The sequence below is a fragment of the Cohnella sp. LGH genome (assembly GCF_017671885.1).
Classification (GTDB): domain Bacteria; phylum Bacillota; class Bacilli; order Paenibacillales; family Paenibacillaceae; genus Cohnella; species Cohnella phaseoli.
Genome location: NZ_CP072117.1, coordinates 1,261,442 through 1,274,319, shown reverse-complemented (window position 1 = coordinate 1,274,319; position 12,878 = coordinate 1,261,442). Strand labels below are relative to the sequence as shown.

Genomic DNA, 12,878 nt, shown 5'->3' with positions numbered 1-12,878 from the left:
TTGTCGGATACGAGCTTGCGCAGCAGTATCATTCGCGGCACGTCCTATCTGGCCGCCCGCAGCGCGATCGGTTTCGCCGTCGGGCTAGGCGGCATGCTGCTGCTGACAAGGCTGATCGGCGCGGAAAATTACGGCTTGTACGTGACGATCAGCACCGTAATCAGCTATATGTCGGATATCGCGCTAATGGGCGTGTCGAACTACATTATCCGCAAAGAGGAGGTCGTAGGCCGCAGCCTGTACGATCTCGCGTTTACGTTCTCTTTGCTCGCTTCGATCGCGGCGATCGGAGTGGGCGTCGGTCTCTCCTTCTTTCTCAGCGGATGGCTGCACAGCCCGGAAATCCGGCTGCCGTTCCTGATTACGCTCGTTGCGCTTCCGATCTCCGCGCTGCTGCTGCCTTCCCAGACGATGCTGGAAAAGGAATTGAACTATAAGCAAATCGCGTTTCTGGAAATGCACACGCAATTCGTCTACTACGGAGTCGCATTGGCGCTGGCCTATGCGGGCTTCGGAATCTGGGCGCCGGTCATCGGGAACATCGTTCAAGGAGCGGCGGCCGTCGTGATCGGATGCAAATACGCTAAATATTTACCCAAACTGTACTGGTCGTGGAAGCCGTTGAAGGAGATGCTCCAATACGGGATCGCCAACTCGGTCTCCAAGCGCATCTGGGGATTGCGGACGCTGATCAATCCGCTAATTGTCGGACACTTCGCCGGTCCGGGAGGAGTCGCGGTCGTCTCGATCGCGATGCGCCTGATTCAGGCTCTCAGCGTCGTGAACGGTACGATTATGCGCGTCAGCTTCTCCGTTCTTGCGAAGCTTCAGCAGGATAAGCGCCGGATGGAGCTTGCGTTGAACGAAGCGATGACGATGCAGGTTTTCTCGATCGCGCCTTTCCTGATCGGCTTCGCGGCGCTGGCGCATTGGGTCGTGCCGCTGATGTTCGACGACGCCTGGGACGCGATACTCGTCATTTATCCTTTTCTGGCTTTTAAGTATATGATCTATGGCATATTCAATCTGCAGATGAACGTGCTCTACGTATATGGGAAAAATTGGGAAGTAACGAAATTCAACCTGCTGCATGTCGGAATGCTGGCGGTGCTGACCTTCCTGTTAGTGCCGTATTTCGGTCTGAACGGCTATGCTTGGGCGGAGGTGGCGACGATTGGGACCTACTACGCGATTCATCGCAACGTCAGCGAGAGCCTGAACGTCGATTACCGGGAGCCTTTCTTCTACACGCTCATTTGCGTGCCGGCCATGTTCGCTCCCATGCTGTCGTTTCCGTGGGCGCTGCTGCTACTTTTGCCGCTGCTGCTATTCCTTGTCATGAGCAAACCTAGAAACCAAATCGTCGGCTATTCCCGGCAATTGCTGAAAAAAGAGAAAACGCTGGAAGCCGTCTAAATTCGCGCTGTTGGAGGATAATCCTATGAAACGAATATCGATCGTCGGATCACCGGGATCGGGCAAATCGACTTTGGCCGGCGAGGTGGGCCGCCTGCTCGGCATTCCCTTCTACCATATGGACCATGTTGCCAATACGCCCGACGGCAAGCCGCGCAGCAAGGAAGAGGCCGAAGCTTTAATTCGGTCCATCCTGGCGGAGGAACATTGGGTCATCGAAGGCCATCATTACGAGGACGACGATCCGCGCCTGACGGAGGCGGACACGATCGTTTTTCTGAATCTGCCCAGATACTTGTGCCTTTGGAGGTACGCCAGAAGGACGGTTAAGTATTACGGCAAAAGCTCGCCGGGCAATTACATTGCCGAAAGGCTGAACAAGGATCTGCTCAGGGGAGCGAAATTCGTATTTCGGTTTCCCACGGCGACGATGCCGAAAATCATGAAGCAGATCCGCGTTTTCGAGACGGATAAAGAGATCTGCGTGCTGAGCAGCCCGTCGGAGGTTGAACGTTTCAAGAGCGGGCTGAAGGCGCCGGCGACGCCGCAAGAGGTTTCGGCTACCGGCTGAGGGGGGAAGAACGATGCGTACGGAAATTATCGCCCGGCGAACGGAGTTTCTGCTGCTTGAGGACGAGTGGAAGCGGCTATACGGACAATCGGAGGGGGCGGAGCTTCACGACGGCTGGGAGTGGACGCTTTCCTGCCTGGAAACGCTGCGAGGTCCCGAGCCCGAGCTGTTCGTTATTGCGGTCTACGACGGGGAGCGGTGCGTATGCATCGCTCCTCTGTGCATTGAACGGAGAAGAGTCGGGCTGCTTAAAGTCCGGTCGCTCCGGCCGATTAATCACGGGACGACGCCTTACAACCATTTTCTGCTGCATCGGGAGTATCACATTCGCGATCTGCTTCAGCCGGTCGGGGACGCGCTGTTCGAACGCCGCGACCGCTGGGATTTCGCCGAGCTGACCAGCTTCAGCTCCAAAAATTCGCTGACGTTTCTGCTGCGGCAAGCGTTGGAGGAGAAGTATTCCGTATTCGCGGCAGAGGCGGCGATGACGACCTACGTCAAGCTGCCCGGCATGCTCAAAAGAAGCAAAAAAGCGGTGCACAACATCGAGCGCAGAGAGCGCGGGCTTCGTAAAAAGCATCAGGTCGACATTCGGATCGATGTGCCGTATACCCTTGAATTGTGGAGACAACTGGTCGAATGGAATAAAGCGAGATGGCAGGACAGCAGGTTCCACGATCCGCAATACGAGCGTTTTTTCGAGAAGCTGTTGGACCGCATGAACCGAACCGGCCAGCTCAGCTTCTCCTGCCTCGAGATTGACGGGGAGACGGAGTGCATCTCCTTGGACTTCAAATTCGGCGATAAAATATACGGGGAAATGATGAACTCCAGGCCGGACGGCAAGAGCGGTACGGGGATGATTCTGACCCATAGAATGCTTGAGCACTTCGCGCTTCACGGCGTCGCGGAATACGATTTTCAGGAAGGCGACCAGGAGCACAAGTTTTATTGGACCGATTCGGTGAGGAAAAACTATCACTTCTACGTATGCGGCAAAAACGGCAAAAGCGCCTACCTGGCGTTCTGGACGTGGCTGAAGGTGGCGGCCAGACAGAACAAGAAGCTGAACGGTCTAAAGAGGAAGGCGGTCGCGCTGCGATCCGGCCTCAATCATTTCCGAAAGGGATCGAGAGGAAGCCATGCTGAAAATAGCGGTTTTGCGTGATTCGGCCCCTTGGGATCAAGGGCAAACCGATTGTATTCAAGCGTTGGTCTCTTCGCCTTATACATGCGTAGTGTGCGTGTTCGAGGTGCGGGAGGCGGCGGTGTCGACATCCCTCCAGTGGTTCCGGCGCGCAGCGCGGCGAATGGACAAATCCGTCCGGGCGGCGTCCGGCATGGAGGGACTTCCGGCGGCGAGCCTGGTCAGCGAAGAGGAGCTTGCGGCGGCCCTATCGCCGTTCGCTCCGGACGCGCTTCTGGACTTGCGCAGCGCCGATGAGGCCAGAGCCTTGGCCGAGCTTGCCCGGTTCGGCTTATGGCGCCTCCGCTACGGGAAGGCAGCGGGCGGTGCGGCGGAATTCGTCTTCCGTCTTCTGCTCGGGAGCGATCCGGCGGGCTGCGTGTCGCTTGTGCGGATTGGCCGGACCGCCGAGCGCGATCTCATTTTGAAACGGGGGTATATCTCCTCGTATGGATCCGGGTTCGGAGAGAAGCTGGCCGAGCTCTACCGCTTCTGCCGCTCCTGGCCGGCTTCCGTCTGCAAGGAGCTTTCCATTACCGGCAAGCTGCCAGGCGCGGAGGCGGATAGCCTGACCGAAACCCGCTACGGACGCGGAGGTCCCGCTCCGACCGTTCTGCAAGCGCTTCGGTTAGCGGCGCTGCTCGGATATCGCAAGGTGGCTCGCCAATTGTCCGCATGGTTTATCGTCGAGCAGTGGAACGTTGGCCTAATTCGCCGGCCGATCGACGCCGTGCTGCGCGATCGGGACGAACCGGTCGTCGAGTGGCTGCCCGAGCGGAGCGGCTTTGTGGCCGATCCGTTCGCGGTCAAGCTGGATGAGGGAATAGGCATCGTCGCCGAGGAATGGGACCATGTGGAGCGGAAAGGGAAAATTTCCTTCTTGAAGCTGGACCATGACCTGCGGATCGACGACGCCGTCCGGTGGCAGCAAGCCGTGCTTGAGCTTCCCCTGCATCTGTCCTATCCCTGCATCGTGCACGCCGAAGGACAGCTCTACTGCATTCCGGAATGTTATCAAGCCGGAGAGGCCGCGATCTATCGTTCGGAGAATTTTCCGAGCGAATGGAAGAAGATGAAGGTTCTAATTCCGAATTTTCAAGCGGTGGACCCGACCGTGTTCCGGCATGACGGCTTGTGGTGGCTGTTCTGCACCGATCAGGAGGAAGGACCGCATTCCCATTTGCATATTTGGTATTCCGACGAGCTGCTCGGCGAGTGGAAGCCTCATCCGGCCAATCCGGTCAAGATGGACGTCCGTTCCTCCCGCCCCGCGGGAACGCCGTTTGCGGTCGGCGGGGAGCTGTTCCGTCCTGCCCAGGATTGCTCGGGCACCTATGGCGGAGCCGTATGGATCAATCGCATCGAGCGTCTGACGACGACGGAATTCCGCGAAGCTCCCGTCCGCCGCCTGTCCCCGGATCGTTCCGGTCCGTACCCGGACGGCCTGCATACGCTCTCGTTCGCGGGAGAAGTCACATTGGTGGACGCCAAGCGCGAAAGATTGGCTCTTGGCGTTTTCGCGCGGAGAGCGTCGGTAAAGCTGGTTCGGAAGATTCGCAGAACGTATAGGAAAGGAGCAGGAGCCATTGGCAGCATCCCTTAACGAGATCGCAATCGCCGTCGCGGCGGACGAAGGCTACGCCCAACACTTGGCGGCGGCGCTCGTATCCGTCGCCGTGCATCTTCCTCCTTCCGCGCGAGCGTGTTTCTACATTATCGACGGAGGTCTTTCCAAGACCAGCCGCGAACTGCTCGAAGCGACAATATCCTCTCACCGGGTTCGCATTCGCTGGGTCGGAATGTCTCCTCGGCTTCTTAACGGAATGAGCGCGGGCGGACATCTGAGCTCGGCGACGTATTGCAAAATTCTCGTGCCGGAGCTGCTTCGCCGATATTCGATCGATAAAGTGCTCTATCTGGATTGCGACGTCATCGTCCTGGGCGATCTGACCCCGATCTGGCAGGAGGATTTGCGCGGCTACGCGCTGGCGGCCATCGAAGATATCGGGGGCAAGTGCCGGAAGAAGGCGCTGGCGATTCCGAACGCCAGCCCGTATTTTAATGCGGGGGTTCTTCTGTTTAATCTGCGGCGCTGGCGCGAGGAGCATTTGACGGATCGCGTGATGGCCTATGCGGCGGAGCATGGAGAACGGCTAATGTTTCACGATCAGGACGCATTAAACGCCGTGCTTCACGGCCAGTGGCTGGAGCTGTCGCCCGAATGGAATTTGCAGAGCAACATGCTGACGGCGAGCCTGCGCAAGGTCGGGCCGGCCGGGCCGATCGTCGTTCACTACACCGGGGCGTCGAAGCCGTGGCATTACGACAATGTACACCCTTATCGCAGCGAATATTATCGTTATTTGAATATGACGGCCTGGCGGCGCTACCGCCCTCCCGTGACTTTAAGCGGCATGGCGAAAAAGGCGGTGAAGAGGGCGCTTCCGGGCGTGGCTCTCGATTGGGTGCGGAGGGAGAAAGCCAGATGGGCACAGGGAATCAAGTGAATATCCGCTTTATGTACGCGACGCTGCTGTTTCTCGTATCGGGAGGGCTCCTCCCGCTGCTCTTCTTGCCTTGGAACGGGTGGGGACAGCTTGACGGCCCGGTCGCCATTAGCCTGGCAGTGCTGGTTTATTCGGCGGCTATGCTAAGCTATCCGGTCGCAGCGAACAAAGAGCGCATCCTGGACATGACGTTCTGGTTGTTTGCCTACGTGTTTCTTGGCCTTGTTCCGCTTGTGCAGCTAGCGGAGCGCAGTTTTCCTTGGCCCGACGTATACAGCGATCGGACGCTCGTTACCGCTCAGCTTATGACGTTGGCCGGCTTGCTCGCCTATCATGCCGGGACTTTGCTCGGCAAGCCGTCCAAAGCTTCGCCGCCTTCTTCCGGAAGCCTGACCGACGATTTCGCGAAGCCGGGCGGAGCGCGGCAGTTTCTGATCGTCTCCGGCATTGCGATTCTGGTCTCGGGGGCTCTTCTTGTTCAATCCGGCAGCATCTCTTCCTTATTTCTTCCGCGCAATGCGCTGGAAAGCGTCTATGAGACGAAATCGCAAAATCTTATCGCCGACCAGCTCATGAAAGTTCCCCTATTCGTGTGCCTGATCGTCGGTTTGACGATGTGGAAGCGCCGCGCGTTCCGGAGCGTGCTGCCCAAGCTGACGACGCTGCTGCTGCTCGTTCTCTGCTTAATCGTCTCGAATCCGATCTCCAACGCCCGCTATTGGTTCGGATCGGTGATGTTGACGCTGTGTCTGCTATTCGTGCCGTGGAAAAGGATCGGCCGCTTCGGATGGACGGCGGGTTATCTGCTGCTGTTCATCGTCATTTTCCCTTATACGGATATGTTCCGCAACAATTTGGACGGAGATATTCAGACCGCCGGAATCTCGGACATTTTCGTGCAGAAGGGGGATTACGACGCTTTTCAGATGATGCTGAACGCCGTCGATTACGTCGAGATGAACGGGACGACTCACGGCAAGCAAATGCTCGGCTCTCTGCTGTTCTGGGTGCCGCGCTCGTTATGGGAGGCGAAGCCTCTTAGCTCGGGGCAGCTGCTGGGCGAATCTTCAGGATATTTCTATACGAATCTGTCCTGTCCGCTATGGGCGGAAGGCTACATTAACGGCGGGTTTGTCGGCGTCGTTCTGCTGTTTGGCTTATATGGGTTCGTGTCCCGCCGTTTACAGAGCAAATACGAGGAAAGCAGACGCTTGTCGGCGATGTCGATCTATCGGATCGTCGTGCCGTTCTTATCGGCTTATCAGGTTTTCCTGCTGCGAGGCGATCTGATGAACGCGCTCGCCTACATGTCCAGCTTTCTTCTGTTCGCCTATCTGTTTACGCGCTGGAGCGGAAGTCGGAGTCGGAGCCAGGGTCAAAATCTTCCGGCCGACCGGGCCGATTCCGCCGTTTTCAGCCGATATACTCGATCAAACATAGCGAGCCGCTAGTCACCGTATCGACTTTATCGTTGCTTTCGAGAACCAAGCGACGATTGCTGTCCGTGTCGCACGGGAAGAAAAGGGACGTGTCGACGTTAAAGCCGTTCGCCAGAGCCGTCTTGTTGTCTCCGGACGCTTTGGCCAGCACAGTCGGGTTGGCGTCGCTCGTCCGCACGGAGAACGACCATGCCTTGTTTTGCGAGGAGACGGCTTTGGCGGGCCAGAAAAGACGGATACCGGTAACGATCACGCCCGGAGGCAGAGTAAATTCGACTTTGGGCGCCCGGTTGTAGGGCAGGTTGCCGTCCGCGTTTTTGATCGACAGAACTTTCCGCGAGGTCGGTCCGAGTACGGCCGTCGCGAAGCCGTAATCGCAATCCCACAGATTCCACGATCCGTTCGTTCCACCGGAGCCGCGGCAGTTGCGGAAATGAACGACCGGCGCGCCGCCGATATTGCCCGTTTTGTCGCCGCTTGCGACGGTAAGGAACGTTTTGACGTCCGCATGCTGCTCGAAGGTGCAGTTTTCGTAGATGACGTTATGCCGCTTGGACCAGGAGTTGACCAAATAGCTGTAAGTGTGGGAGCCGATCAGCCGACAGTTGTCGAATTTGATGCTCGGCATCTCGTTATTCGAGCTTTTGAAGAGCGCGCTTTGCAAGGTATACGGCCGCAGATGCATGGAGCTTGTCGCATCGACGTTAAGGAAGGTTACGACGCCGCCCGGCCAAGTGCACTCGATCAACTGGCTATTGGCGTTGCGGTGCTCAATTCGCGTGCCTACGCAGAGGAATCGCTCCGTGCCGTAGAAGTGACTGTCCCCCAGAAGCCTGAAGAACACGCCCCCGTTTCCGTAATGGATCAGACTGCCTCCCCAAATGTTGACGTTGCCGCCTTTCTCCAGATGAATAAAATCTCCCTCCGCCATTTCGAAGTTGCACGCGAAGAAATTGTAGTTGACGAATTGGTCGGAGCCTTTGGCGTCCACGTAAAGCATTTTTTTGCAGGAGCCCGACCAGTTGCAGGCATAGAATGAGTATTCGCTATTGTTGTTCGTTCCCCGCAAATTCAAGAGATACTTCCAGGTTCCCGTGAAGCTGCAGCGCTCCCAATTGTATTTTTGCGCGCCGCCGTTGGAGTTGGAATCCATCAGAGAGTTGTTGGCGTTGTTGGAATCGAAGGTCAGATCGGAGATGGTCACCATCAACCAAGCGTCGTTATTGGCCATCAGATATCCGCCGGGAACGGACGGCTGGTACAGAATTTGGGTAAGACCCTCGCCGGCGCCTTGAATGACAAGTCCGACGGTTCGATTCGCGTAGCTGCTGCGGATCAGCGCTTCGGCTTTGCGAATGACATAGGTTCCCGCAGGAATATAGATCGTGACCGTGCCGAGCCTGTTGCTGTCCGAGCTTGGCGCGGAGTTTCTTCTCGCTTGTTTCTCGGCTGCGGCGATTGCATCGAGAAAAGCTTTGCTGTCGTCCGCGGTGCCGTTGCCCTGGGCGCCCAGGCTTTTGACATTAATGATATTCGAGTCCACAGGCAGAGGAGCTGCAGTTGCCATAGAAATCAGTCCTTTCTTAAAGTGTGGTGAATTCTATGCAGTATATTCAGCGATTGAACAAGCTTCCACACTCGGCAACGGCTCCGGAGCAAAATATATGTTTGTCCGCAGGCTTCCAAAAGAAGAAGCAGGCGGGAGCTACCCCGCCTGCTTCGCTTTCTTCTCCGTAAGACCGACTCCGGCGGGTGCGCCGGGAGCTCCTGAACCGACTGGAGCCCCAATTTCGGAGCCGGCGGACTTCTTGTCGCCTCCGTCCATTCGGCTGCCGCCGTTCAGGACGCCGCCCTCCTGCACGAACAGGATTGCCGATTGGGCATTGCCGTGAAGCTGCCCCGTAGCGGTGATGACCAGCTTGCCGAAAGTATGTACGTCTCCGTACACGGTGCCCGCGATCGTGACGTCGCGGGCTGTAATGTTCGATTTGGCGACGCCGCTTTCCCCGATGACGATGCTTCCCTTGCTCTCGATGTCTCCGTGATAATCTCCTTCGATTCGGACGTCCGCTTCCGATTTCATTAATCCGTTGAACACGGTGCCGGCGCCGACCAGCGTATCCGTGACGCCGGGTTTTCTCCTGTTTCCGAACATGCGCTTAATCCTCCTCTACTTGGCGCAAATAAGGAAGCGGGTTGACCGGCTTCTCGCTGGCGACCACCTGAAAATGCAGGTGCGCTCCCGTGCTGCGCCCGCTGTTGCCCATCTCGCCGATCCGGTCCCCGCGTCGAATTTGCTGCCCTGTTTTTACTCCGATTTTGCTTAAATGCAAGTAATGCGACTCCAAACCCGTCCGATGGGTAATGATGATATAATTACCACGTGTGCGATTGAACCCGGCTTCCTTGACCGTGCCGTCTCCCGCGGCGTAGATCGGATCGCCGACGTCGCCCGTGATATCGACTCCGGCGTGGAACGCGGATTTGCGCGTGAACGGATCGCTTCGATAGCCGAACCCGGAGGTCAACCGTCTGGATACAGTCGGCCACGCCGACGGCAGCGCGTCCAGTTCGGCTTGACGCTGCTCCGCCTTGCGGAGATTGGTTTCCATGGAGTCGGCCAGCTCGCCGAGCATCTGCGACAATTCCGCGATGTCGTCGATCGTCAGCTGAGCCGCAGCCGCAGCCAGTTCTTCGGACGCGGCGGCTGCATAAGAGGAAACGGCCACTTCGGATACGTGCTCGCCCTGCGGAATCGTCTGTCCGTCGCCATATTGCCCGATGAACTGTCGAAGCCTGGCTTCCAGCACCGCCAATTCGTCCATTCGCTGTTGCAGCAACTCGCTTCTGTCGTTCAATTCGCGCAGCTCCCGATTAAGCGAACTAATCTCTGAGTTCTTGGCTGCGAGAGCGGCTCCGCTGCGGGCGGATTCGGCGTCGAGCAGCGCGTCCAGCTCGTGAATTCGCTGCAGCGCCTCAAGCTCTCTAGCCGCGAACGCCCCAACGACCGTCAGCGCGGCGGCTATGGGAAGCGCTGCAAGCGTTCGGCCGGACACTCGGAACTGCTTGACGCGACGATCGGCGTCCCGGATCAGAATAAACGACCATTTCGCTTTCCGTCGTCTGTGTGCCATCGGCTCTCCTTTCGGATGCGAGGGTTGTCGAGCTCTTTCCTGTACTACTGCTATTTATTCTTGAAAGCTTCCTTTCATTCCTGAAAATCATTAAGAGACGCGAGGAACGATGGATATGATTGCGTTCGGACTTTGCTTGCTTCTGCTTATCTTTATCTTCCAAGCGGCCACGATTTTGCTGCTTGAGTTTCGGAGACCCGCCCATGCGACGGCATGGTTGTTCATCCTGTTCCTGTTCCCGTTCGTCGGCTTTATTTTGTATTATTTTCTGGCGACGGAGTACCGCAGGAGCCGCAAGGCGCGTCGCAGGGGTAAATTGGACCAGCGCCGCCGCGCTAAGCTGCTGGCGATGACGACGACGCTGCCAGACCCTGCGGAGCTTCCGCCAACCGGGATTGCCGAGCAGACCCGTCTGTACCGTACGCTGCTTAAACGCGGGGAGCTGCCCATTACGGGACGCAACCGAACGCATGTATTCAACAAAGGCAAGGATGCCTATGCGGCGATGCTGCAGGCGATCGACGCGGCGAAGTCTCATGTGCACATTTCGTCTTACATCGTACGGGACGACGGCGTCGGCAGTCAGTTGCAGCAGGCGCTGCTGCGCAAAGCCGACGAAGGCGTGCAGGTGAAGCTGCTATACGACGGCATCGGCAGCATCAAGCTGAAAGACTCCTATATTCGGATTTTGAGGGAGGGCGGCGTGGAATGCGCCTGCTTTTTCCCGCTTCGGCCCTCCTTCCTGAAGAAGAGGATGAATTATCGCAACCATCGGAAAATAACGGTCGTGGACGGCAAGGTCGGCTTTATCGGCGGCCTCAACTTCGGAGACGAATATATCGGCAAGCATCCTCGGCTCGGCTATTGGCGGGATACGCATCTGAAGCTGGAGGGGGATTCCGTCTACTGGCTTCAGGAGGTGTTTCTGAAGGACTGGGAGATCGCGACGCGCACGAAGCTGGACGACCCTTCGTATTTCCCGGAGCACGACGTCGCGGCGACGGAAGCGGTGCAGATCGTGCCGGCCGGCCCCGATCGCCGCGGGGACGCGATCCACGATTCCGTGTTCGCGATGGTGAACGCCGCCAAGGAGCGCATCTGGATCACGACGCCGTATTTTATCCCGAGCTCGAGCGTAGCGATGGCGCTCCGCGATGCAGCGGTCAGCGGCATGGACGTGCGCCTGATCATTCCTTACGTTCCGGATACGTGGCTCGTCCACTTGGCGACGCTCTCCTATGCGGAGGAAATGATGAGATCCGGCGTGCGCGTATGGCAGTACAAAAAAGGATTTGTCCACGCCAAAGCGCTGGTCGTCGACCAGTTCGCGGCGGTCGTCGGCTCGGCGAACATGGATTTGCGCAGCTTCTACAGCAATTTCGAGATCAATGCCCATCTGTTCGATCCGGCCCCCATTGCCGAGATAGAGCGGAATTTCCTGCAGGATTTGCAGGACAGCGAAGAGATCAATCTGCAGAAGTTTCTGAAGCGGACGCGCACGCAGAAAGTGAAGGAAGCGATGGCGCGGATCTTGTCTCCGCTGCTGTAGCTATTTTCTGCCCAGCAGATGGGCGATGACCGGGCCAAGCGCTTGCCGGGGCGCTGCGGCAAGCGGATCTCCGCGTTCGCGCAGACGCTGCGGCACGTTGAGCAGGTGAAAGTCTGTCGGCTTAACGTCTCTTCGTACCTCGTCGCGAGTGAGCGGCGTCGAAACCGTCGCCATCGGACGCGCCCTGGGGGAGTAAGAGGCGGGCAGCGTTTTGCCGGCATAGTGCTGCAAGTAATCGAGATAGATCAAAGGACCGCGGTCTTTTTTCAAACGTTCAACAGTGAAAAGAGCTCGATGACGGGCGACGAGGTATTCGGACAGAAACTTGCCGAAACGCCGCAGCTCGTCGAAGTCCGGCCCGCGTTCGATCGGCATGACGATTTGAACGCCGGTCGCCCCCGACGTTTTGGCCACGGCGCTCAGGCCGAGCGAGCCCAGCGTCTGCAGCACATGCTCCGTCGCTTCCATCAGCCGCGGCTCCTCGTTCATCGAAGGATCGATATCGAGCATCCACGTATTGGGCAGCGGATTGTCGATTTCGTCGGAGGAGACGTGGAATTCCAGACTGTACAAGCTGCCCATCCACAGCAGCGTTCGCACGGAGTCGAGCACGACATAGTTGATGTTGCGGTCCTTGGCGGTTCGTACATAGTCGGGAATCGGCTCCGGGCAATTTTTCTGATAAAAGGACACGCCGTGTATCCCTTCCGGATAGCGGATCGTCGTCAAATAGCGGCCGGCGGCGTACGGCAGCAGAAAAGGGGCCAGCTCGGCCAACAGCTGCACATATTTCAGCTTCGTAATACCGGCTTCGGGCCAAATCATCTTATCCGGATGGGAGATGGCGAGCTCGTGTTCTCCAAGCTTTACGACGGTTCTCGTATTGACCATTTCAGCATTTCCTCCTTCCTGACCCTTCCTACTCCTCCCTACTACTTCCTACTCTTCCTACTCCTTCCTGCTCCTTCCTACTCCTCCGCTCCGGTCAACAGATACAGAATCGGTCCTCGTGGTCGGCGGATGTTCGGGCCTCGCAGTCGAGGGAAGCCATTGAGCGCTCGTTTGAATGATTCATA

Annotated in this window: 11 protein-coding genes; 7 read left to right on the top strand and 4 right to left on the bottom strand. The window is 57.6% G+C overall.

Translation table 11 applies throughout. The annotated features are described in order from the left end of the window. Genes J4772_RS05015 through J4772_RS04990 form a run of 6 tightly spaced genes read left to right on the top strand, consistent with a single transcriptional unit; the run spans position 1 to position 7,131 of the window. Complete coding sequence (locus J4772_RS05015; protein WP_209074384.1) at positions 1 to 1,416, top strand: oligosaccharide flippase family protein; 1,416 nt, start codon at positions 1 to 3, stop codon at positions 1,414 to 1,416. Positions 1,417 to 1,441: 25 nt separating this feature from the next. After that, positions 1,442 to 1,987 (top strand): AAA family ATPase, encoded by a 546-nt coding sequence (locus J4772_RS05010; protein ID WP_116060064.1) that lies wholly within the window; start codon positions 1,442 to 1,444, stop codon positions 1,985 to 1,987. 13 nt (positions 1,988 to 2,000) lie between these two features. Continuing rightward, the gene (locus tag J4772_RS05005; RefSeq protein WP_209074383.1) at positions 2,001 to 3,155 is read left to right on the top strand and encodes a GNAT family N-acetyltransferase; all 1,155 of its coding nucleotides are present in this window, start codon (positions 2,001 to 2,003) and stop codon (positions 3,153 to 3,155) included. Beyond that, positions 3,130 to 4,776 (top strand): glucosamine inositolphosphorylceramide transferase family protein, encoded by a 1,647-nt coding sequence (locus J4772_RS05000; protein WP_209074382.1) that lies wholly within the window; start codon positions 3,130 to 3,132, stop codon positions 4,774 to 4,776. Before J4772_RS05005 ends, J4772_RS05000 begins: the two co-directional genes overlap by 26 nt. Beyond that, positions 4,760 to 5,680 (top strand): glycosyltransferase family 8 protein, encoded by a 921-nt coding sequence (locus J4772_RS04995; protein WP_209074381.1) that lies wholly within the window; start codon positions 4,760 to 4,762, stop codon positions 5,678 to 5,680. Before J4772_RS05000 ends, J4772_RS04995 begins: the two co-directional genes overlap by 17 nt. After that, a complete protein-coding gene (locus J4772_RS04990) occupies positions 5,659 to 7,131 on the top strand; it encodes an O-antigen polysaccharide polymerase Wzy (protein WP_209074380.1) in 1,473 nt (490 codons plus the stop codon). The genes J4772_RS04995 and J4772_RS04990 overlap by 22 nt, the downstream gene beginning before the upstream one ends. On the opposite strand, the gene J4772_RS04985 is transcribed toward J4772_RS04990, so the two are convergent. The 3 genes from J4772_RS04985 to J4772_RS04975 form a co-directional block, all read right to left on the bottom strand. Continuing rightward, entirely contained in the window at positions 7,094 to 8,686 is a 1,593-nt protein-coding gene (locus tag J4772_RS04985; protein ID WP_209074379.1) for a glycosyl hydrolase family 28-related protein, read from the bottom strand. The genes J4772_RS04990 and J4772_RS04985 overlap by 38 nt on opposite strands. A gap of 138 nt (positions 8,687 to 8,824) precedes the next feature. Continuing rightward, a complete protein-coding gene (locus J4772_RS04980) occupies positions 8,825 to 9,274 on the bottom strand; it encodes a bactofilin family protein (protein ID WP_209074378.1) in 450 nt (149 codons plus the stop codon). A 4-nt stretch (positions 9,275 to 9,278) separates the two neighbouring features. After that, positions 9,279 to 10,253, bottom strand: coding sequence for a M23 family metallopeptidase (locus J4772_RS04975; RefSeq protein WP_209074377.1), 975 nt, complete (start codon positions 10,251 to 10,253; stop codon positions 9,279 to 9,281). 109 nt (positions 10,254 to 10,362) lie between these two features. Between J4772_RS04975 and cls the strand changes: the two genes are divergently transcribed. After that, positions 10,363 to 11,802: a cardiolipin synthase gene (gene cls / locus J4772_RS04970; protein WP_246016454.1), complete on the top strand. Its 1,440-nt coding sequence runs from the start codon at positions 10,363 to 10,365 to the stop codon at positions 11,800 to 11,802. On the opposite strand, the gene J4772_RS04965 is transcribed toward cls, so the two are convergent. Beyond that, positions 11,803 to 12,693 carry a DNA polymerase domain-containing protein gene (locus J4772_RS04965; RefSeq protein ID WP_209074376.1) on the bottom strand — a complete coding sequence of 297 codons (891 nt, stop codon included), beginning with the start codon at positions 12,691 to 12,693 and terminating at the stop codon, positions 11,803 to 11,805. Positions 12,694 to 12,878: the final 185 nt, after the last annotated feature.